Here is a 22,094-nt window from a genome sequence, read left to right as displayed (position 1 = left end):
TGGCTCGGCCGTTCAGCGGTCGAGCCACTTCACCTCGTACGGCCCCATGTCGAACCGCTTGCCGTCGACCTGGGCGCTGATCGTCCGATTCAGCGTGTTGACCACCAGAGCCGTCCTGCCGCTCGCGAGGACACGGACATGGGGCACGTCGTCCTGGGCGACGGACACGTTCTCGTACCGTGTGCCCGGCGGGAACGCCCGGGCGAACCGGGACACCAGGTCGTACACGGGCAGGGCCCTGCCCCCGCCGGCGCTGTCCGTGGGGGTCCACAGGCAGCCCGCGCAGCCGGTGCCCGTCCTGTCCTCAGGGTTCCAGTAGAAGCCGGACTCGGCGCCGCCCTCGACCATGGCGATCATCCCGGTGGCCTGGACGGCGACGCGGTGCGGCTCGGACCAGCCCTCGCGGTCGTCGTTGCCGTCACCGGGTTCCACGTAGTACTCGGCCCACCACAGCGGCAGGCCGTGCGTGCGCTGCCGTACCCATACGCTGACGGCCGTCAGTTTGCCGGTGGCCGCGAACTCGTCCGGCAGCAGCTCGTCGTCGCGGGTGTAGCTGGAGCCGTCGACCACGGTGAAGTCTGCGCCGGCCCTGTGGACGTTCCAGTAGGCGAAGGCGTCGAGCACCCGCCGGTCCAGGGCCCCCCAGGGCCCCTTCAGCGCGGTGGAGGCGTTCTGGTCCCGGGGATCGACGCTGTCCATGACCAGGTAGGGGCCGCCGACCATGATGTCCTGGTCGACCTTCTTCAAAGCCTTGTACACGAGGTTGTACAGCCTGGTGTATCCCTCGTAGTCCCAGCGGGACTTGGCGTCGTTCCAGAAGCCCTTGAACTCGTTCCAGACGATGAAGTGCTTCACGTCCGGGTAGCGCCGGGCGACGGTGGCGGCGAGGTCGGCGAAGTCCTGGTAGTGGCCGGGGGTGGGGGCGGTCTCCAGGGCGGCCCGGCTCCAGTTCGTGCGGTCGGCCCCGGCCTTGCCGCCCTTCATCCAGTCCGGGGAGCAGCACAGGGTGATCACCGGGGTGCCGCCGGAGGCCCGCATGAAGTCGACACGGCGGTCCAGCGCGCCGAAGTCGTAGTGCCCTTCAACCGGTTCGGGGTTGTCGGCGCCCCAGCCCATGATGTGCTGGTTCTGCGCCAGTCCGACGTTGTGCCGGAGCAGTTGCCGCACGCGCGAGGTGGCGGCCGTGGCACCTTCGTCGGCGCTGTACTGGGTGTGGGTGAAACCCCAGCCGACATACGGTTCGGGTTTCGCGCCGGGCAGGGCGGGGGTGCCGTGCACCTTGTCGCCGTCGCGTGTGGTGCCCGCCGTACTGGCCCCGCCGGACAGCGTGCCGAACAGGGTCACCGCCAGGGCCAGCACGGCCGCGCCGACACCGAGGAGAGCGGTGAGCCGCCACCGCCGAGCATCCGAATCCCACCCATGACGTGCCATCAAGGACAACAGTAACGGCGGAACGCGCGCCTCGGGCGGGCCTTGGGAACACGCGCCCCCCGGGGCGCGAGACGGTGCCGGAGTGCGGCTCCGCCGCGTGGGCGCGGCCGGCCACCGACGGCCGGCAGATTCCGAACCGGCAGGGCCACCCCTGCGAAATGCCGTGCGCACAGCACATCCGTGCCGGATCATGGCCGCATGTCTGCTAACCCACACGACGCTCTGCCGATCCGGCTCCACGTCGACGACTCCGACTCGCCGTCCGACGTCGTCGACGCGCTGTTCCTCGGCCGCTTCGCGACGGGCGAGCAGCCGTACTCGCACGCGGCGAACATCGACCGGGTCCGCTCCGGTGCGACCCTGCTGCCCGACGGCGCCCGGGTGCTGCGGGTCGCCCGCGACGACGACCGCAGCGCCACCCTCGCCGAGGGCGACGGCTGGACCCTGCTGGTCTCCCGCTGGAACCGCGGCGCGGACGTCACGGTGACCGCGACCAGCGCCGAACTGGCCGAGCGGGTCCTCGACCAGGCCACGGACGGCGCCGCCGACGAGCCGGAACCCCAGCCCGAGAACGTGACGATGGGCTTCTGGTACGTCTCCCCCAGGCGCGGCCCGCACCGCACCACCCGCCAGATCTCGGCGGGCACCTGGGACGAGGTGCGGCCCAACTACACGGCACCGGTGGCGGACGCGATGGACCGCCTGATGAGGACGACCCCGCAGGACATCGCCGGCCGGCTGCTCCTGCTGCACGGCCCGCCCGGCACCGGCAAGACCTCCGCCCTGCGCACCCTGGCCCGCTCCTGGCGGGACTGGTGCCAGGTGGACTGCGTGCTCGACCCGGAGCGGCTGTTCTCCGACGTCGGCTATCTGATGGACATCGCGATCGGCGAGGAGGACTCGGCGGGCAAGGGCCGCTGGCGCCTGCTCCTCCTGGAGGACTGCGACGAACTGATCCGCGGCGAGGCCAAGCACACGGCCGGCCAGGCCCTGTCCCGGCTGCTGAACCTCACCGACGGCCTGCTCGGCCAGGGCCGCAACGTCCTGGTCGGCGTCACCACCAACGAGGACCTGGAGCGCCTGCACCCGGCCGTGGTCCGCCCCGGCCGCTGCCTGGCCCGCATCGAGGTCGGCCCGCTGACCCGCAAGGAGGCGGTGGACTGGCTGGGGACCGAGGAGGGCGTCGGCCGGGAGGGGGCGACCCTGGCCGAGCTGTACGCACTGCGCCGGGGAACGGCCCCGACCTCGGTGCCGGGGGCGCGGGACGGCGCGGACGCGGGCCTGTACCTGTAGTGCTTTGATGGTGCTGTGACCTTGTTCGTCGGCACCTCCGGGTGGCAGTACAAGGACTGGCGGGACCTCGTCTATCCGGCCGGGGTCCCGGCGCGGCTGTGGCTGGAGGAGTACACACGGCTGTTCGCCACGGTGGAGATCAACAACGCGTTCTACCGACTGCCGTCGTACGACACCTTCACCACCTGGCGTGACCGTGTCCCCGACGACTTCGTGGTGGCGGTCAAGGCCAGCCGCTACCTCACCCACATCAAACGCCTGAAGGACCCCGAGGAACCGGTCCACCGTCTGATGAGCCACGCGGCGGGCCTCGGCGACCGGCTGGGCCCGGTCCTCCTCCAGCTCCCGCCGACCCTGCGCGTGGACCCCTCCCTCCTGGACACCTGCCTGGCCTGCTTCCCACCCGGTACGAGGGTCGCGGTCGAACCCCGCCACGACTCCTGGTGGACGCCCGAGGTGCGCGAGGTGCTGTCGGCGCGGGGCGCGGCCCTGTGCTGGGCGGACGTCCTGGCCCGCCCGGTCACCCCGCTGTGGCGCACCGCCGGCTGGGGCTACGTCCGCTTCCACCAGGGCCGGGCCCAGCCCTGGCCCCGCTACGGCCGCCGCTCCCTGGAGACCTGGGTGGACCGCGTCGCGACGACGTGGTCGGACGGGGAGGACGTGTACGCGTACTTCAACAACGATCCGGGCGGGGCGGCGGTGCGCGATGCGGTGACGTTCGGGAGGGCCGCGGGGCGGGCGGGGCTGACGGTGACACGGCTTCCGGAGCCCGCGAAGCACCGGTGACCCCTCGGCCGGTCTTCCCTTCCTCCGCAACGGCGCCCGGCCACGACAGTCCCGGCCACGACGGGGCGGCGTGGCGGTGCCGGACCCTGCTCAGCCCTCCCCGTAAGCCGCCCGCAGGGCGTCCCGCACGGCGGCCAACGCCTCCGGCTCCCCCAACCCCAGCCTGCGCACCCGCTCCACGTACGCCTGAGCGGCCAGCGAAGCCTCACGTTCCGCGGCCGAGCCGGCGGCGGCCACGAACGTGCCGTTGCGCCCGCGCGTCTCGATCACCCCGTCGTTCTCCAGCGCCCGGTACGCCTTGGCCACGGTGTTCACGGCGAGGCCCAGGGACTCGGCCAGCCCCCGTACGGTCGGCAGCCGGTACCCCACCGGCAGCGCCCCGGATCTTGCCTGCTCGGAAATCTGCGCCCGCACCTGCTCGTACGGGGGCGCGCTGTCGTCGATGCGGATCTTCAGGCTCACACGGTGATTGTCCCGTACCCGCCGGAAAATCAGAGGCATCCCCGGTCCGCCTCCGTCTACCGTGCCTGCCCATGACCGTGATCGTCCGCGACCTGCGCCCCGACGTGCGGGCCGACACCGAGGGCTTCGCCCGGGTCCGCCGGCTGGCCCTTCCGTACATCCTGTTCACCCCGGACTCGATCCGCCACGACGCCCTCCACATGCCGCCCGAGGCCCGCTACCGTCCGCTGGTCGCGGAAGAGGACGGAGAGGTGATCGGCACGGCTCAGGTGCACCTGGCCCACGACAGCACCGAGCCGGGCCAGGGCCTGGTGAACGTCTACGTCCGGCCGGACCGCACCGGTCGCGGTGCCGGCCGGCTCCTGCTGCGGGCGGCCGAGGAGCACCTCACCGCCCAGGGAGCCACCCGGCTGCTCAGCTGGGTCCTCGACGAACCGGCCAGCCGTGCCTTCGCCGAACGACACGGCTACCGCGGCAGCCGGTCCGCGCACTTCCTGCGCCTCGACCTGGCGGGCTCCGCCCTCCCGCCCCTCCCGGACACCCCGCCGGGCGTCGACCTGCGTACGGCCGCGGACTTCGCGGACGACCCCCGCCCGCTGTTCGAGCTGGACGCGGAGACGGTGCTGGACGAACCGGGTGACGTCGACTCCGCGTTATCCGACTACGAGGCCTGGATCGCACAGCACTGGAGGCATCCGCTGCTGGACCGCGACCTGACGGTGGTCGCGTGTGCCGAGGGCCGTCCTGTCGCCTTCAGCGTGGCCTACACCGACGGCGGCACCAGGTACACCACCGCGATGACCGGCACGGCGCGGTCCCATCGTGGACGCGGCCTGGCCAAGCTCGCCAAGATCCACTCCTTGTACCGGGCCCGGGCGACCGGTGTCACCGAGGCGTTCACGGGCAACGACACCGGGAACTCCCCGATGCTCGCGATCAACAAGTGGCTCGGGTACGAGATCTGCGCGACGGAGGTGCGCCATGCCCGTGAAGTGGTCTGAGCCGACGAACCGGTTGGAGGTCGTCCTGGTCAAGGCCGGCCGGACGAAGATCCGCTATCCGGCCGAGCTGCTCCAGGACGACGGCACCCGCATCGCCGTCCGCGCGCCCTGGGCGGGCTCCGGTGTCCGCGACTTCGGCTTCGTCCGCTTCGAACCCGGGGACGTCTTCACCGAGTACTACTGGCGCGACCGCTGGTACTCGGTGAAGGAGGTCCGCGCCGCCGACGGCACGGTGAAGGGCTGGTACTGCGACATCACCCGTCCGGCGGTCCGCGACGACGGTGAACTGGTCGTGGAGGACCTCGACCTGGACCTGTGGCGCTCCGGCGACGGGAGGGACGTACGGCGCCTGGACGAGGACGAGTTCGCCGAGAGCGGGCTCACGGAGACGGACCCCGGGGCCGCGTCCGCCGCCGTGGCCGCCCTCGGGGAACTGGAGAGGCTGGCCCGCACCGGCGGCTTCGGGGAGTTGCTGGCCTGACCCCTCAACCGCCGCCCGCCCGCTGTCCCATGCCGGCCACCACCGCGTACCGCTCGTCGTCCACGGCCCTCCCCCACAGCAGAGGGTCGTCGGACAGCCGCTCCACGCGCACGTCGGGGCTCAGCGGTGCCAGGAGTGCGATGAGCCGCTCTGCGGGGATCCCGACCGGGTGGAGGGTGCCCCAGACGCCCTCGACCAGCACGAAGCGGCCTGCGGGGCGCAGCAGGTCCCGCCAGTGCCGCAGCACCCGGCCGGGGTCCGGCAGCGTCCAGAGCACATGCCGTACGAGGACGACGTCGAAGCGCTGCTCCCCCACCGGCGGAGCCGCCGCCTCCCCGCGCAGGACCACCGCGTCGCGTCCGGCGAGCTTGGCGCGGGCCCGCTCGGCCATAGCCGGGGAGGAGTCGACACCCGTCACCCGGTGTCCCTGTTCGGCGGCGAGGAGCGACAGACTGCCGGTGCCGCAGCCGAGGTCGAGGACGTCGGCGGGGTGCTCGGGCAGCCAGGAGCGGAGCCGGTCCGCCCAGGCCGCACGCACCCGGGGGTCGCGCAGACCGTGGTCCGGCTCGTCGTCGAACCCGGCCGCCTCGGTGTCCCAGTCCACATCGCGGCCCCCCTCACGGGCACCCGCCGCAACCATGTGCCCCGTCTCCTTCGTCATGCGCCAAGAGTGACACCCGCCACTGACAACCCGGCTCCGATGAGGAACTCTCCCCAAAGGCGTCTACCTCCGCGACAGCGCGAAACACGGTAGGCACTGAAGGAGGCAGCCATGCGCCGCGCAACCGTGCACAAGCCCCTGAAGAAGACGGACAGCCGCCGGATCCGCGAAGAGGCGGAGGAGCGCCCCGCCGGGCGTCCCGAGGTGCGCAAGGACATCGCACGCACCTGGTGGCCCGACGGCTGAACCCGCCGGGGCCGTCAGTCCAGCCGCTTGCGGTAGTGAATCCGGTCGTAGGGCCCGTCCACGCGGCGTTCCACGATCTCGTATCCGTACTTCGGATAGATCTTCTGGTTCTCCCACATCAACGCGTTCGTGTAGAGCCTGATCTCACCGAGCCCCAGCTCACGCGCGCGTGCGTCGACGAAGTGCAGCAGGCGCCGTCCGACGCCCGTGCCGTGGCGGTCGGGGCGGACGGCGATGCTGTCCAGGAAGAGATGCCCGGCGCACGCCTCGATCACGACCAGCCCGCCCACGGGCTCCCCGGTGACGAACACCTTGCCGTCGGCCACGTTCGCCGCGTGGTCCGCCTCCATGGGCTGCGGCACGACCCCGATGCGCTCGATGTAGGGGCGGTAGGCCGCGTCCGTCACCGCCTTGACGGCCGGCACATCCCCGGCGACGGCCGGCCGGACGCGCTCCGGGTTCTTCTCGATCATGGGCGCACGTTATGCGATCGACCGAGGTCGTCGGCAGGCGTCCGGCCTCAGGTGTCGAGCGCGGACAGCCGGTCGCCCAGAAGGAACGGTCCGCCTACCCATATTTTCACGTAACACGCCCACAACACGTGGTTACGGCAGCACAATGGGTCACGTTCCGAAGGCCTATGCCGAGGGGGTCGCGGACCTCCTGTCGGCATGCCGGCAGTACTGAGGGTGATTCATGGGCGAGTCCAGCAGCACACCGGTGTCGACCGCTGCCGCGCCCCTGATCCGACTCGTTGCCGCATCCCCTGAGGGCATCACCGCCGACGCCCTCATGGCCGCGGCCCGCGACCGCTTCAAGCGGGTGCCGCACCAGCGCCTGGCGATGCTTCTCGACCAGGCACTGTCCGCGGGGCAGTTGCACGAGCGAGACGGTCTCCTGTTCGCCGCAGAGCGCCAAGACCTCCCGCGGCCGGAACTCCCGGGCGCAGCGGACACCTTCGTCCGCCGCCCCGTCCGTGCCGTCGCCATCGATGTCGAGAGCGTGGTGCGCACCACGGCCGCGGCCCCGTACCTGGACCGCCGCATCTTTCAGATCGGTGCCGTACGGACGGGCACGGATGCGGCCTGGACCGCCGAGCAGCCGCGGTTGCAGGTGTTCGTGTCCCTGCCCGGTGAGGACTGGGTGGTCCGCGACCCGAGGCTCAGGGAACGACAGCGGCTCCTGGCCTCGGATCCGGGCGTGGCACTGGAAGAGGTACGGGATTTCTGCGCTCATGCGGACGTACTGGTCGCTCACAACGGCATCGCCGCGGACTTCCCCCTCCTCGACGAGGCCTGCGCACGCGAGGAGCTGCCCCCGCTCCCGGGCGATCGTGTCGACTCGCTGTACCTGGCGCACTGTCTGTGGCCTCTCGCCCGGAGCCATCGGCTCGCCCCGCTCTGCGATGCCCACGGCGTCGACCGTGCGGACCTCCGGTGGCACGACGCGGCCGACGACGCGGAGTTGCTGGTTCGGCTTCTGTCCCGTTGCGCGGGAGAGCTCGCCTCGTTACCCGCGGATCTGCGCGCTCTCGTCACGGCCGTGTGCCCCGACTCCCCCGCGTGGAACCTGCTCGGTGCCCTGGCCCGCGAGACCGCGGGCCGCGAAGTCCCCGCACAGGCCGTCGGGGTCCCTCGCGCGTGGGACCGTCCCGCCGTATCCGCCGCACTCACCGGCTGGCTCGGTGACCACGCGCCACGTCGCGGCGGCCCGCCCGCCGACGCCCCCGGACGCCAGCCCCTCGCCGTCCCCGAGCGGCTGTGCTCCGACGGGAGGGTCGACCCCGGACGCCTGGCCGGAATCGTCCATGGTGCGGCGGCTCGACCGCGACCCGCGCAGCAGCGGATGACCGCGGGCCTGCACGCCTGGGCCGACGCCGGCATCCCCGCTCTCGTGGAGGCGCCGACCGGGACGGGCAAGAGCTTCGCCGTGCTGGCCGCCGCGATGGACTGGCTCGGCGGTGACGAGAGCCGCAGCGTCGTCATCGCCACGTACACCAAGCAGCTCCAGCGCCAGATCGCTCGGGACGTCGACGTCCTCAGCCGTGCCGTGCCAGGCCTGCTACAGGCCGCCGACCTGGTGAAGGGCAAGGCGAACCGGCTCTCCCTGCGCGCGCTGACCACCGCCCTGTCCGACGCGACCGCCCTCGGTGCCGGCACGGGCGCTCGCGGCCACGCGGGGTTCGTGGTACGCCAAAGGTTCCGGGAACTGGCGGTACTCCTTCTGCTGCGGCTGATCGCGACACCGTGTCCGCCCGAAGCCTGGACAGCGCGTTCGGTGGACCCCGTTGACGTCCCCGCCTTTCTCGACACGTACTGCGGGGCACAGCTGTCCCTCTGGCTTCAGTCGCTCTCCCAGACCGGCGGGGACTACGCGGCCACCGCGGCCACACCGCTGGCGGCTCATACCAGCAGCGTGCGCGAGGCCATCGCCTCGCATCGGCTGATCCTGGCCAATCACGCGGTACTCCTGGCCCATCTGGAGGAGCTGCGGTCCCTGCCCGGCGAGACGATGCTGATCGTCGACGAAGCGCACCTGCTGGAGGACGCCGCCACCTCGGCCCTGACCGTCTCCCTGGACTACGGTGCCGTGGAGCAGCTCGCCGCGTCCTGCCGGACCTGGCTGAAGGACGCGGCTTCCGGGCCGGCCCGGGACCGGGTGGCGTACGCCGCGGCGGAGCTGGAAACGCTGCTCGACCATGAGTTGCTCCCGCAGGCAGCAGCCCGTGCGTTCGACGCACTGGGCGGGCTGGACGCGTCCGTCGTCGGCTCGCGGGCGGTGACCCTGGCCAGCCCCTACGGCGGGGGAACCGGACTTGGACAGGTCCGGGTCCTGCTGGCGCTGATCCGCCGGCTGGCCTCGTTGGCCGCACGGCTGCAGCGGGCACTGGCCGCCTACGGTCAAGCGCACGCAGCCACATCCGACTTCTTCTCGGCGGAGGCGCTGTCGGCTCTTGAGATCCGGGTGGCGGAGGTGCGTGACACGGCCGACGTGCTGCTGGCGGACGCACAGGACGTGCTCGGCGCGCTCCCCCCGGAGGACTCCGCCGCGGCCCGCCCCCAGGTGTCCGCGGGGGCCGCGGTCGCCGGGGCCGAAGTCGAGGCCGTGGAAGTCGAGGCCGTGGTCGCCGGTGCCGAAGAGGAGGAACCGGACGGCGACGCCGACATGGGTGACGCGGCCGACGACGTGCCTTTGTCCGACGACGTTCCCGCCGTCCAGGCCGCCCTGCTTCCTCCACCGCTGCCCCCTCGGATCGTGCACGCCGAAGAGCTGGCCATCCCCCTGGCCGGGCTGCGCCACTACCGGTTCCGGGTGTCCACCAGCCCCGTGGAACTGCCGGCGGACGCCCGGTGGAGACGGTTCCTGGGCTCGTTCCCCCGCACCTACTACGTGTCCGCGACCCTGCGCGTCGCCGGCAGCTGGGACTTCGTCATGAGCCGGCTGGGTCTGACCGGCCTCGCGACCCTGTGCGTGGACACCCCTTTCGACCTGCGCCGCCAGGCCGAACTGGTCTGCTTCTCGGACTTCCCCTCCTGGGCGGAGCAGCAGGAGGGCGCCATGCGGACGGTGGCTCACCAACTGGGCGGTTATGCCGCGGAACTGGTGCGGCCCGCCCCGGGCGGCGGGGGGACGGACGGCGGTGCGCTGGTTCTGACCACGGCACGGTCGACGGCGGCGGGAATCGTGGAGTTCCTGACGGCCGAGCTGCGCCGGCGAGATGACCCGGCACACGTGGTCGATGCGCTGGCGCTGGGCAACTCCCGCGCGGTCGAAGGGTTCACCGAACCCGCCGACGGGGGCGGGATCCTGGTGGGCACCAAGGGACTGTGGCAAGGCGTGGACGTGTCGGACGAGCACCGGCTACGGCTCGTCTGGATCAACAAGCTGCCTTTCGCGCCCTTCGCGGCACCGCTGGTGGAGGCCCGGCGCGCCGCCGTTCGCGCGCGGGCGGAAGCCATGGGCCGGGAAGACCCGGACGCCCACGCGACCGAGCACTACTACATTCCGCTCGCGGCCCTTCAGCTGCGCCAGGCCGTGGGCCGTCTGATCCGGTCGGAGCGCCACCGGGGTGTGGTCGTCATCAGCGACCGGAAGCTGGCCGGGCACACGGCCTTGCGTCGTGCCTATCGCCGGGCGTTCCTGGGCAGCCTCGACGAGGGGCTGTTGCGCACCGACCCGCTCACCGGGGAGCAGGGCGCCGGCAACGTCGTCACCATGGCCGAGGGCTGGGCGCGCATCTGGGCGTTCTACGCCCGGCACGGACTGCTGTCGCCTCAGCGGGTGCGGGAGCTGTCCGAGCCCGACGCCCTTCTGCGGCACACTCTGCTGCCGCAGACCCTTCGGATCAGGCAGCTGGAGCTGTCGGCTGACGACGCCCACAAGCTCGCGGCCGATGGTCGGCTCGAGGAGGAGGTGCTCCGACGCGCCTCGGAAGTGGCCGGGTTGCTCCGCCTCATGGACGATCCGAGCCGGTTCCGGCTCAAGCCCGCCCAGAGCGACGTCATCACGGCGGTCGCCCGGCGGCTCAACGTCCTCGGCCTGCTCCCGACCGGATACGGCAAGAGTTTCACCTTCCAGCTCCCCGCCCTGGTGCTGCCCGGTGTCACCCTCGTCGTCAGCCCGCTCGTGGCGTTGATGCAGGACCAGGCGCTGGAGCTCAACCGGTCGATCGGCGGTGCCGTCCGGGCACTGATCGCACCGCTGCGGGAGTCGAGCAGCAGAGCGGGCAAGACGGAGGTCGCGGACCACCTGCTGGGGCGGGCCGATCACCACATCAAGATCATTTACGTCAGTCCGGAACGGCTCTGCCAGCGCCGTTTCCGAGAACTGATACGCGCCGCCGCAACGACAGGCACGCTCAGCCGCGTCGTACTGGACGAAGCACACACGATGGTCCAGTGGGACGACTTCCGGCCCAGCATGCAGCGGGTCGAACAGTTCCTCCGGCAGCTGCGGCACGGGTACGCGGTTCCGGTGACCGCTCTGACCGCCACCGCCAACCACGCCGTGCACACCGGTCTGCGCAGCGGGGTGTTCGACGTGCCCGAGGAGCCCCCGCCACCGGGGAGCGAGGCCGCTCGCCGGGAGGCCACGCGGCCGGTGGACGACGGCGGCCTGGTGACCGTGCGGGAGAACCCCGTCCGCCCGGAACTCGCGGTGTTCCGCCGTTCCCTCGACCGGTCGGGTCCCGCCGTGGTGGCCGGACTCGCCCGGCAGGTCCTGGAGGCGTTGACGGGGCATGCGGTGTTCTACTGCCTCACGGTCAAGGAGGTGGTCGCCCTCCATGCCCATCTCCAGGAGTACGTCGGTGACCTGGGGGTGCGGGTACGCCGCTTCCACGGCAGGCTGACGCAGGCCGAGAAGTCGGCGGTCATGACGGAGTTCCGGGAGGCCCCGCGGCTGGGCGAGGAGGGTTTCGCCCCCTTGGTGGTGGTGGCGACCTCCGCCTTCGGCCTGGGCATCGACCGCGACGACGTGCGCACCGTGTTCTGTGTGTCGGTCCCTACCGACCTGGCGTCGCTCTACCAGCAGGTGGGGCGGGCAGGCCGTGATGTCGCGGGGAGCGGTACCGCTGCCGGGCCCGCGGCTCCCGCCAACACCGCTCTCGCGTTGCTGACCTCCAGGGGACTGCGCACGGCCGCCTTCATGACCGGGCAGGATCTGCACCCCGGGCTCCTGCGGCGCATGGGGCGCGCGGTGCTGGCCTGTGACGGGGTGCTGGACGCCCGCGCCGTCGTCGACCGGCTGATCGGCGAGGACGTGCGAGCGGGACGGATCAGCGAGCGGGACGCGCGGTCGGCCCGCGTGACGGACACCTATGTGGCGGGGGTGATGCGGGCGTTCGGTCAGCTCTCCCGGCTGGGCGCGGTGACCGACGACGGCGATTTTCCCCCCGTGTGCCGGGTACGACGGGGTGAGCTGCTCCCCGGGCACGACGAGGACGCGGTCGTCCTGGCGGTCCTGGAGGTGGTGAACGGCCTCCCGGAGTCGCCGTCGGCCGGGCACGGCCTGGGCAGGGCGCGGCTCGATGTGGCGTCACTGGACGGTCTGCTGCCCGGTCGGGTCCCCGGCTACCGGGAGCTGGCGGAAGGTCCCGCGAGCACCTGGCAGTTGCTCAGTGACCTGCACGACCGCGGGCTGCTGGACGTGTCGGCGGCGCCCAGCCGTCACTGGGTCACCGGGATCCACGTCCACGAGACCGGTCTGCCGGAGGGCTTCCTGGCCGCCGTGTCCGGGAGGGCCAGGCGCGCGGCGGCGGAGATCGCCCGGCTGCGCGACTTCTTCGAGGACTCGGCGACCTGCGCGCACCGGAAGTTCGCCGACTACTTCGGCGTGACCGAGCTGCCCGAGGGCTGCTGCACGACCGAGGCGAACCGCTGCGGTGCCTGCTGGGGCCGGCCGGACTGGCCGGCGGGCGAGGTCATGCCGGCGCCGGCGAGGGCCCTGCTCACGCCGAGGCCCCGGCCGATCGACAGCGACGCCCGGCCGGAGGCGCGGCTGCGGCGCCTGGACGAACAGGTCCACCGGCTGATCTGGGCGGTACCGCGCGGAGTGCACGCGCGAAGCGTCTGGCGGGCGCTGCGCGGCGAGGACAGCTCGTACTCGCCCAGGATGGGCCGGCGGGTGCGGCTGCCCCAGGCGCTCGTGGGCAGCCGGTACTTCGGAGCACACGCGGACGTTCCGCTGCGTGCGGTGGAGGAGAGCGTGGAGCGGCTGGCGCGGGCCGGGCGTGTGACGTCCTCGCGGGGATGGTGGCGCGTGGTCCCGCCGGTCGGTACGGGGGCTTTCTCGGCGGGGAAGGAGGGAACCGCATGACAAGTGCGTTGCCGCGGGTCACCGATGCCGTGTGGCGGCCGTACGACGACGATCCGCTGATCACTCGGGACATGCTCGCCGGTCTGGACGCCTGCGAACCGGCGGCGCGTGACGGGCTGCTGGCCCATCTGGCCGCGCTCGTCGCTCACCGTACGGTCCCGGTGCACACGGCCGTGGCCTTCAACGCCGTCTACTTCGGGTACGACATGGAGGCCGGCGGCTATGTGGGCGGCCCCCTGGACTTCGAGGACTTCCCGTCGGTGGCCCTCGGTGACAGCGTGGAGGCGCTGCCGGTCGGCGCGATGATCAACATCCGGACGGGCGGTGACCTGCTCCCGGCGGAGGTCGTCTACAAGGAGGGCGCCCACGCCGCCCTCGGCCCCTACGGTGAGGCGCCGGGTTGGCTGTCCGGAGCGCCGGCCGGTGCCCAGGGCCCCGGTCTGCTGGCCCCCGACGAGACGCCCGTCCTGCGTGAGCGGCTGGTCTTCGACACCTCTGCCTTCGGGCAGGACCTGGCACCCACGAGGGAACGCCTCCAGCGGCTGCGCCGCCGGCGACAGACCGACGACCTGGGGCACCTCGTCGTGGAGGCGCGCTACGCGTGGGCGGACGCGGACCTGAGCGATGCCGACCACTATGCCCGCTACCTGGTCACACGCGGCCGGGACCAGCTCACCAGCGCTCTGGTGCCCACACCGTTGCCGTTGCTGCTCGCGCCGGGAGCCGGGGACGCGGAGCTGCTGGCGGCCGTCCAAGGGCTGATGGGCACCGTACGTCAGGCTCTGGCGGAGCTGCACGGGGCGAGGATGTGGGGGGACTACACCTTCACCCGGGCCTCGCTGGCCCGGCGGCTGGCGGACCCCGGCCCCCTGGGCCGCGACGACCTGGCCCGGCTGGCCGATTCCACGGCGCGCGCCGCGCTGCCGCGGGCAGGGCGCCGTACCGGTGCCCCGCGCCCCAGACCCGCCTATACCGCGCTGGGCGCCGCGCTGCTGTCCCATCGCGAGTGGCAGGACCAGCTTCACGGCACGGCGTATCCGCTGGCTGTCTGCCACGCCAACTCCGTGGTGTCCGACTGCGCGCGTCGTGAGCAGGACGAGACGACGGGGCTGCTTGCGTCCGGAGTCCGCGTGAGCCTGGACGACCGCTGGCAGGGAGGGGGCATATGGCGGGCCGAGTTCGTGGAGCGCGGCGCGGGCGCCGAACCCCCGCACGGCGCTGTGGACCAGCCCGCCGGGCGGGGCTGGGCGGAGAGCCTCCCGGCCGGGCCCGGGCATCGGGCGCGGCCGTCCCTCACGCCCACGGCACCGCCGTACCCCGGGACCCCGGCCGGCGAGCGGGACCGCGGCACCGGCACCGGGCCCTTCCCGGACCCCGGTGCCGAAGCTCCTCCGGACCCGGGCCCCGGGCTGCCCCCGGGCGCGGGGGAGCCGCTGGTCGACACGGCGGAAGCGGCACGCCCCCCGCTGTGGGCCGACGACAACGGACTCGGCTCCCCCATCGACCTCGTGGCGAACGACAGCCAGGTCGAGTGGGCCCAACCGCTGCGGCTGTTCCACGTCCTGGAGGAATGCCTGCCCCTGCCCGCCCATGTCACGGGCGAGCTCCTCGCGCCGGGTGCTCCGCAGGGTCCGGTGAGGGTCCTCCTCCACCACGACGGGCGGGAGTTGCCGGCCGAGCAGTCGTGCCATGACACGCGCGTCACGGTGGGCGGAGGGGGCACACGGCTGGAGGGCCTGGCGTGGCCGCTGGACCTGTTCCCCGGTATCTGGCTGACGTTCGCCTGGCAGCGCGGGAGCAGGGTGATGCACACACGGACCACCCTCCTGCCGCAGCCGGTGACCGTCGACGGCGAACTGATCGAGCACCGTTACGACCCGAGAGTGCTCACCCGTGACGGGTCCAACGGCCTGCACGCCGAGACGGACCCGGCCGGTGCCGTCGTCGCGGAGCACCGGTCCCTGACCACCGTGCAGGTCCTGACCGCGATCCGCAGGCTGGGGCTGCTGGACCGGTTCGGCTGCGCCCTGCTGGCCAGGTCGGAGGTGCCTGCGGCCGTCGGCGCCGTCACCGGCGAGGACGGCGTCGAGGCCGAGGGGATCGAGAGAGCCCTCACCGAGCTGCTCGGCACCGAACGGCTCACCGTCTCCTGGGGCAGCCGGGATGCCGAGGGCGGCACGCACCATCCGCCCCGGCCGGGCGAGCCGGTCGTGGAACTCGTCCGCTACCGGCCGCACCGCGCCGATGCGCCGGGCGGTGGGGCCCCCGGGGCGTTCCCCGTCCCGCCGACACCGGTGGACCGTTCCGTGCGCGAGCACAGGGTGGCCGGATTCCTGCGGCGCATCGGCCACCTCGGTCGAGAGGCCACCGGGGAGCAACGCGCCCTGTACCGCGAGGACCACCGAAGGTTCCGGCTGAGCGGCCCCGCCGAGTTGCCGGACGGATTCACCTATGTACGCCCGCACAGACGGAGCCGCTGACTCGGCGACCCCCGACACACCCGCACGACCCGCACCACCGGTTGGAGCCCCTATGAGCCATCCTCGCCCGTCCCGCGCCGTGTCCGGCGGGCAGAGCGACACGCCTTACCCTGTCGACCTCGGCTCGCGCGACGGACGGGAGGTGCCTCCGGAACTGCTCGCGGCCCTGGAGGAACTGTCCGCCGCGCTCACCGGCTGCCTGGACGCACGCCCGTCCCCGATGGCCCTCGCGCTGCTGCGTCTGAGCGAGTCGGACGTCGAATACGCGCTGAACTCGACGCGCATACCGTGGCGGCGCCGTCTGTTCCGCGCCCTTCGTATTCCCGTGGACGGGACCAAGGTCAACCGTGCCCTGTGCCATGACGTCCTGACCCGCATCCGGCGCGATCCGGAAGCGCCCCGCGCCCGCCAGGCGGCCTGGCATCTGAGCCAGTCCGTCCTGGACGACCTGGTCCGGGCCGGCCGGCGCTCCGCCGCCGGGCCGTCGGAGGACCTCCATGGGCCGCTGACCCACCGCTGGAGCCCGGCTCTGTTGCAGCTGACGGTCTGGTCGCAGCTCAGGGCGAGCGCCGAGGACGCGCCCCTGTGGGCCTGGGCCCTGGAGCAGCCGTGGCTGGCGGAGGCGGACGTCCCGGTCCAGGCCGTGCGGGAAGCGGCGCACCGGATCGTGGAGCTGGCTCAGCAGACGTCCGCGGCACCCGATCAGGACGCGGGCGCCGGCCCCGGCACGGCCGCCGACGACGCCGCCGCCGCCGACAAGGACGCGCCGGATCCGCTGCCTGCCGAACCGCCCGACGCGGACCAGCTGAAATCCGCATTGGCACACGTCACCGACGCGCTGAACGCCGCGGCGGAACCGGCCCGCCGTACCGCGCAGGCCGTCGCCGCCGGGGCCCGGCCGTCCACCGACGATCTGAACGCGCTGTGGGAGGTGGCCGAGGCCTTCGACGCCGCCGGCCGGAGCCTGGAGGCGCACGGGGCGGCACCCGCCGTGGCCGACCTGCCGCACATCCAGCAGGCGACCGACGCGGCACTGAACCGGTTGTCCACCCACCGCCTGCGCCGACGACTCGTCAGAACGGCACAGCTGGAGTGCGTGGCGCACGATCCCGCGCTCGCCCAGGACCTGGCCACGGCACGGGACCGGGCGGACGCCTTGGCCCGGACCGACGACTGGGACGCGACGGACCGGGTGGACGCCGAGGCCCTCGACGCGCTGCTGACGATGGTGGAAAGCCATGCGGAGGGCCACGATCCGCACGACGTCCTCGCGCTGCTGGCCACGGCTGCGAAAGGCCGTTGCGCGGCGTATCCGGCCGGGCGCTACAGCGAACTCAGGCTGGGGGCCACCGTGTCGGACACCGCATCGCACACGCCCCCTCCGGCCGCGTCCGCACCGTCCGCGCCCCTGCCGTCCCCCCGCCCGGCCCCGTCGGCCGCACGGGACACCGCGGCGGCTTCGCCGGCGCCGCACGGCGGGGCGCAGCAGCACACGGACCCGGACGACGGCGGACAGCCGGAAGCCACAAGACGCGGGACCGGCCCCGCGGGGACGCCCGCCGCCGAGGTCGTCCCCCGGACGTCGACGCCCGAGCCCCGGACCACCGGATCGGCCCCGGCGCGCCTCTCCTCCGCCACCACGGGTGCCCCGGAGAGGGACACGGCTCCTGTCCCGCCGCCGAACACGTCCACGGCTTCCAAGCCCCAGGCCGGGCGGTCGGAGGCCCGCAACGCCCTCGCCGGACTCGTCTCGGCCGAGCGCTTCGGCCTTGCCACCGAACTCGCCGTCCGCCTGGGCGAACCACCGCATCGGATCACCGCGCTGCAGCTCGCCGCCTGCGCGGATGCCGTGCACTCCGCGAGCAGCGAAAGCCTCTCCGAGATGCGCGACCTGCTGGCGGGCGCCACCATCGACGCGTTGGCGGACGATCGCCCCGCCGCGGCGCTGACCACCGCGTCGCTGCTGCGTACCGTCCTGGTGACGGGTGACCCGGAAGTCGGGGCCTCGCTGAGCCGGGTGGCCGGCGGCGTACCACCGAGCCTGGCCCGGGTGGCCGACGAGGTGGCCCAGCGTGCCCTGAAGTCCTTGCTCCTGCACTCCCCGCCCCTGGCCCTGGCCCGCGACCGGGCGGAACTCGAACGGGGCCTGGAGGATGCCCGGGACGAGTGCCGGCAGCACCTCGAACAGGTGCCCACCATCCGGTTCCCGCGCGGGCAGAAGATCGCCCGCAGCTGGTGGGATGCCGAGAAGGGGCTGATCGGTTCGCTGCTGCGGCAGGCGGCGGACAACGACAGGCAGGGTCTTGACTCGCTCGCGCTCAGGGTGCGGGAGCTGCGTGAGCCGTCGGTCCTGCAGTCGACGCTGGACAAGGCGGACCGGGAGTTCATGTCCCCCGGCGCCCGGATGCGGCTCGAGGGACCGTCCCGCCAGGATCTGCTGCGCCACTCCGCGAAGAGCCTCACCCTCGTCGACCGTTGGGTGCGGCAGATGCAGCAGCTGAGCGCACGCGACACGGACTGGAGCGCCGACCAGGTGCATGAGATGCGCGCCGTGGTCCTCGGGCTCCGTGAGGACGTCCTGCGTGATGTCCGGGAGCAGGCGGTGGCGGCCGACCTGCTCACGGCTGCCGCGCTGGGCGCCACGGTCTCCTCCCTCTCCGCGACCTTCGCCCTCCTGGCGGGGGAGACGCAGCTCGACGAGACGGAGTTGTCCACCGAACTCGCCCTGCGGGCTGAGCTCCTCAGGCTCCCCGGCACCGTGGTCGGCGAAGCCGGCGCCATTCAGCCGCCCGCCGAGGTGTCCGTCCACGAGTTGGTGGAGGCGGGGGGCCGTTCCTGGGAGGAGGCCGTGCGGGCCCAGGTGTCCGGCGAGATGTTCGCGACCGCGCGCCAGATCCTCGACCTGTGGGGCAATCGGCAGCTTCCGCTCCTGCCGCCGCAGAGCGTGCCGTCGGAGGAGCTGTTCACCCACGTCGCGGAGGCCGGCCGGCGGGTCTCGCAGGAGCTGAGCGACAGGCGCGAGCGTCTGGAGGAGACACTGCGGCACGCACGTGTCGACGGCGCGCTCAACGAGGATCAGGAGCGCCAGTTCGAACGGCGGCTGCGGGACGCCGAGCCCCGGCCCGACGGTGATCTCGCCGTGGTCCGCCGGACCCTGGTGGCTCTCTCCGAGGAGCTGAACCGGGCCCGGGCGGGCCATGCCGCCAAGTTGCGCACCCGGCTCGGCGACATCGACGGCCTGCCCCGCGAAGACCAGGAGCGGGTCGAGCAGTTGATCGATGCCGGTGATCTCCTCACCGCGGACGAGCTGATCTCCCACCTGGTGAACGGCGAGGGCATTCCCGACATCCAGGCGTCCGACCGGAGCCTCGCCGCCTTCTTCCCGGACGTCCCGCTGGCGATGGCCGACACGGGGGTCTGCGGCGAGCTGGTCGATGCCGTCCGGCAGCGCAAGCGCTACCTGGGGCTGTCGGCCCTCGACTACTCCTCGCTGTCTCCCGAGATCGCCGAGCAGACCGCGCAGGCGCTCGCCGGCTGGGCGAACCTCGCCGCGCGCAAAGGCCGGGAGCGCACCCACGGGGCCCGGGAGAGCGAGCTGCTGATGCCCGCGCTCCGGCTGATCGGCTACGGCAGCAAGAAGCTCCCCCAGCGGATCGACACGCCGCGCTCCCTCAGTTACCGCTTCATCGACGTACCCGCGATCGAGTACACCGGGTCGGCCCTGGTGCCGGTCTTCGGGTCCGGGCTGCGCGGCAGCCTGCGTGTGATGCTGGTGTGGGACCGGCCGTCGTCGGAGCGGCTGATGTCCTGGATCCAGCAGGATCCGAACGACGACGGTCTGCTGGTCGCGTACTTCGGCACGCTGCCGGTGCGTGATCGCGAGGTCTTCGCCGCCCAGTGCGCGGGCGGACGGCGTGCCCTCGTGGTGCTCGACGACGCCGCCCTGGCGCATCTGGCCGCCTGCGGCAACCAGCGGCTGGACTCCGCCATGCGGGTGCTGCTGCCCTTCTCGGCGGTCAATCCGTATGTGATGGGCAAGCGTGCTCCGGTGGCCGAGGAGATGTTCTACGGCCGTGACAAGGAACTCGGCGAGGTGCTCAGCACCACGGGGGAACAGGTGGTGTTCGGTGGGCGCGGCCTCGGCAAGTCCGCCCTGCTGAAGGCCGCCGGACGCAAGTACGAGGCACAGCTGCAGGGTGCGCGGCTCAGCCTGCTCATCTCCCTGGACTCGACGTTCACCGGCACCAACGCTCCGCCGTCCGTGGTCTGGGACCGGATCGGGCGCCGGCTGCTGGAGCGTGAGGAGTTCATTCCGTCCCGCAAGGTCAAGGCAGGCTCCGTCCTCACCCGTGAGCACGTCCTGGCGGACATCCAGGTGTGGCTGCGCAACGACCCGAAGCGGAGACTGCTGATCATGCTCGACGAGGCGGACGGCTTCTTCGAGTCCGACTCCCCGCAGTTCACCGAGACCAGGCTCCTGCGCGATCTGGGCGGAGACACGGACGACCGGGTGAAAGTGGTCTTCGCGGGCCTCCACTCCGTGCAGCGCTACGCGAAGATCGCCGAGAACAGCCCGTTCGGGCATCTCTCCCAGAACCCCACGGTGATCCGCCCGCTGCCCGCGCAGGACGCGGTCGACCTCCTCACCAAGCCGCTCGCGGCGCTGGGGTACCGGTTCGAGGAGCCCGCACTGGTGCACCGCATCCTCGGCCACTGCTCGTACCAGCCGTTCCTGCTGCAGATGTTCGGGCACCGTCTGGTGCAGACCATGCACGGGAAGCGGACCGGTACCGCGTCCGGCCCGCCGTACACCATCACCCGGGCCGACGTGGAGACGGTCCAGTCGGACAAGGACCTCCGGTTCAGCATCACCGAGGCGTTCCACGACACGCTGCGGCTCGATCCTCGGTACAACGTGATCGCAAACGTGGTCGCCCACCATGCGCACCACTACGGTCTGGACGCCCGGCTCAGCCAGGTGCAGTTGCGCGAGGAGTGCACGTACTGGTGGCAGGAGGGTTTCGAGAACCTGGACACGGACCGGTTCCGGGCCTACCTGTCGGAGATGGAGGGGCTCGGGGTGCTCGCTCCCGATCCGGACCACCGTGGCTGGCATCTGCGCAGCGCCAACGCCCTCAGCATGATCGGGAATCTGGGAACGGTGGAGGCCGAACTGGCGCAGGCGTCCAACCGGAAGGTGCCCGAACACTTCAGCCGGTTCGAGGCGCGCCACCGGTCGAGCAACGGCCATTCGCACTCACCGCTCACCGCCGACCAGATCGCGGACCTGCTGCCTGGTCACGGCAACCAGGCCCGACTGATCATCGGAACACCCGCGACCGGCGTCGACCGGGTCGCCGCGGCCCTGCGGGACGTGGCCGAGGCAACCGGGTGGGAGATGCCGCACGTGGCCAAGCGGTTCGACTTCGACCGGCACCTCGTGGAGGGCGTGCCCGGCCGCAAGCGGGTCGTGGTGTCGGATCTGACGGAGAAGTCGCCCCGTGACGACGCCTGTCTGGAAACGCTGGAGAACGCGGTCGGCCGCATCCCCGAGGGGGCCGGTGTCACCCGCTCGGCGGTGATCATCGCAGGCCCCGACCAGAGTTCCCTGTGGTCGAAGGCCACGGGGGGCGGGCTCGAGGACGCCGCCGGGATCGAGGTGCTCACCCTGCGGCGGTTCAGCCCGGACGGACTGCGCGCCTGGGCCCAGGACAACGAGGCGTTCACCTCCGACGCCCAGATGGAGCAGTTGCGGGACACCACGGGGGGCTGGCCCCTGCTCATCGACCGGCTCTCCGCCGGGTTGTTCGCGAGACTTCCCGAGGACGAGGCCCTGCGCCGGGCGGCGGCCGGTCTGGAGGATCCCGAGGGGGCGAAGAGGTTCCTGGCGCTGGCCGGACTGATGCCGCGCACACCGCAGTGGTTCGCCTACCGCGCGGTCACCGAGTTCATGACGGCTGACGGCATGAGCGCCGGCGACCTCCTCGCGGCGGTGGAAGCCGCCGCGGACGGTGGCCCGGTCGACGCGGCGGAGGCGCTCGGCGTACTGCGGGCCCTCCAGGTCTTCGACATCGACGCGGCGGGCAGGCACCATCTGGAGAGCGTGCTGCACGGCTGCTGGGACCGGGCTGGGACGCCGTGATCCGGTAAGCCCGCGGCGGCACCGCGCACCGCGAGGACGTGCACGGTGCCGCCGAGGTCGTCCGCCACTGCCTGCGCGCCGCGCGACAGCGGCGTGCGACTCTCAGTGCTGTGGACGCGGGAAATCCACCCGCACCCCGGCAACCCCGAACAGGTAGCCCGGTTTTCCTCCTCCCCTTCCTCAGCCCCCGGTTAGTCCGGCCTTAACGGCACCATAAGGATCCCCTCGACCCGTCTCCAGCAGGCGATTTCGCGGTTTCTTGGGGCTAGCTTCGGATCGCCCCCACGGGATCCAG

The 22,094-nt window shown here is 72.4% G+C and carries 12 protein-coding genes; 8 read left to right on the top strand and 4 right to left on the bottom strand.

From position 1 onward, the window contains the following. Positions 1–12: 12 nt before the first annotated feature. Positions 13–1,431, bottom strand: a complete 1,419-nt coding sequence (locus tag ACWC94_RS23940; protein ID WP_450798935.1) for a GH39 family glycosyl hydrolase — start codon at positions 1,429–1,431, stop codon at positions 13–15. Between the two features lie 198 nt (positions 1,432–1,629). Between ACWC94_RS23940 and ACWC94_RS23935 the strand changes: the two genes are divergently transcribed. Together ACWC94_RS23935 and ACWC94_RS23930 are read left to right on the top strand one after the other, a co-directional pair. After that, positions 1,630–2,724, top strand: a complete 1,095-nt coding sequence (locus ACWC94_RS23935) for a DUF5925 domain-containing protein (RefSeq protein WP_450798934.1) — start codon at positions 1,630–1,632, stop codon at positions 2,722–2,724. A gap of 15 nt (positions 2,725–2,739) precedes the next feature. Next, positions 2,740–3,510, top strand: a complete 771-nt coding sequence (locus tag ACWC94_RS23930) for a DUF72 domain-containing protein (RefSeq protein WP_450798933.1) — start codon at positions 2,740–2,742, stop codon at positions 3,508–3,510. A 90-nt stretch (positions 3,511–3,600) separates the two neighbouring features. Here the strand turns inward: ACWC94_RS23930 and ACWC94_RS23925 are convergent, their stop codons facing one another. Continuing rightward, positions 3,601–3,972 carry a GntR family transcriptional regulator gene (locus ACWC94_RS23925; protein ID WP_399775676.1) on the bottom strand — a complete coding sequence of 124 codons (372 nt, stop codon included), beginning with the start codon at positions 3,970–3,972 and terminating at the stop codon, positions 3,601–3,603. A 71-nt stretch (positions 3,973–4,043) separates the two neighbouring features. Between ACWC94_RS23925 and ACWC94_RS23920 the strand changes: the two genes are divergently transcribed. Both ACWC94_RS23920 and ACWC94_RS23915 read left to right on the top strand, forming a co-directional pair. Further along, positions 4,044–4,973, top strand: a complete 930-nt coding sequence (locus ACWC94_RS23920; protein ID WP_450798932.1) for a GNAT family N-acetyltransferase — start codon at positions 4,044–4,046, stop codon at positions 4,971–4,973. Next, positions 4,954–5,454 (top strand): DUF402 domain-containing protein, encoded by a 501-nt coding sequence (locus tag ACWC94_RS23915; RefSeq protein WP_450798931.1) that lies wholly within the window; start codon positions 4,954–4,956, stop codon positions 5,452–5,454. Before ACWC94_RS23920 ends, ACWC94_RS23915 begins: the two co-directional genes overlap by 20 nt. Positions 5,455–5,458: 4 nt before the next feature. Here ACWC94_RS23915 and ACWC94_RS23910 read toward each other — a convergent pair whose 3' ends face one another. Beyond that, a complete protein-coding gene (locus tag ACWC94_RS23910) occupies positions 5,459–6,115 on the bottom strand; it encodes a class I SAM-dependent methyltransferase (RefSeq protein ID WP_450798930.1) in 657 nt (218 codons plus the stop codon). Positions 6,116–6,226: 111 nt separating this feature from the next. On the opposite strand from ACWC94_RS23910, the gene ACWC94_RS23905 reads away from it, so the two are divergent. Next, the gene (locus ACWC94_RS23905; protein ID WP_360091437.1) at positions 6,227–6,361 is read left to right on the top strand and encodes a hypothetical protein; all 135 of its coding nucleotides are present in this window, start codon (positions 6,227–6,229) and stop codon (positions 6,359–6,361) included. 14 nt (positions 6,362–6,375) lie between these two features. On the opposite strand, the gene ACWC94_RS23900 is transcribed toward ACWC94_RS23905, so the two are convergent. Continuing rightward, complete coding sequence (locus tag ACWC94_RS23900; protein WP_450798929.1) at positions 6,376–6,834, bottom strand: GNAT family N-acetyltransferase; 459 nt, start codon at positions 6,832–6,834, stop codon at positions 6,376–6,378. A gap of 223 nt (positions 6,835–7,057) precedes the next feature. On the opposite strand from ACWC94_RS23900, the gene ACWC94_RS23895 reads away from it, so the two are divergent. From ACWC94_RS23895 to ACWC94_RS23885, 3 genes are read left to right on the top strand one after another with little or no spacing between them, the layout of a single operon-like run. Next, positions 7,058–13,177 (top strand): DEAD/DEAH box helicase, encoded by a 6,120-nt coding sequence (locus tag ACWC94_RS23895; RefSeq protein WP_450798928.1) that lies wholly within the window; start codon positions 7,058–7,060, stop codon positions 13,175–13,177. Further along, positions 13,174–15,657 (top strand): hypothetical protein, encoded by a 2,484-nt coding sequence (locus ACWC94_RS23890; RefSeq protein ID WP_450798927.1) that lies wholly within the window; start codon positions 13,174–13,176, stop codon positions 15,655–15,657. The genes ACWC94_RS23895 and ACWC94_RS23890 overlap by 4 nt, the downstream gene beginning before the upstream one ends. A gap of 52 nt (positions 15,658–15,709) precedes the next feature. Further along, positions 15,710–21,799: an AAA family ATPase gene (locus tag ACWC94_RS23885; protein ID WP_450798926.1), complete on the top strand. Its 6,090-nt coding sequence runs from the start codon at positions 15,710–15,712 to the stop codon at positions 21,797–21,799. Positions 21,800–22,094: the final 295 nt, after the last annotated feature.

The sequence above is a fragment of the Streptomyces sp. NPDC001135 genome (assembly GCF_053598395.1).
This window is presented reverse-complemented; position numbering and strand designations above follow the sequence as displayed.

Bases quoted from the DNA above. Each gene is read 5' to 3' on its own strand.
- ACWC94_RS23940 (WP_450798935.1), bottom strand. From the start codon at position 1,431: ATGGCACGTCATGGGTGGGATTCGGATGCTCGGCGGTGGCGGCTCACC.
- ACWC94_RS23935 (WP_450798934.1), top strand. From the start codon at position 1,630: ATGTCTGCTAACCCACACGACGCTCTGCCGATCCGGCTCCACGTCGAC.
- ACWC94_RS23920 (WP_450798932.1), top strand. From the start codon at position 4,044: ATGACCGTGATCGTCCGCGACCTGCGCCCCGACGTGCGGGCCGACACC.
- ACWC94_RS23915 (WP_450798931.1), top strand. From the start codon at position 4,954: ATGCCCGTGAAGTGGTCTGAGCCGACGAACCGGTTGGAGGTCGTCCTG.
- ACWC94_RS23910 (WP_450798930.1), bottom strand. From the start codon at position 6,115: ATGACGAAGGAGACGGGGCACATGGTTGCGGCGGGTGCCCGTGAGGGG.
- ACWC94_RS23905 (WP_360091437.1), top strand. From the start codon at position 6,227: ATGCGCCGCGCAACCGTGCACAAGCCCCTGAAGAAGACGGACAGCCGC.
- ACWC94_RS23900 (WP_450798929.1), bottom strand. From the start codon at position 6,834: ATGATCGAGAAGAACCCGGAGCGCGTCCGGCCGGCCGTCGCCGGGGAT.
- ACWC94_RS23895 (WP_450798928.1), top strand. From the start codon at position 7,058: ATGGGCGAGTCCAGCAGCACACCGGTGTCGACCGCTGCCGCGCCCCTG.
- ACWC94_RS23890 (WP_450798927.1), top strand. From the start codon at position 13,174: ATGACAAGTGCGTTGCCGCGGGTCACCGATGCCGTGTGGCGGCCGTAC.
- ACWC94_RS23885 (WP_450798926.1), top strand. From the start codon at position 15,710: ATGAGCCATCCTCGCCCGTCCCGCGCCGTGTCCGGCGGGCAGAGCGAC.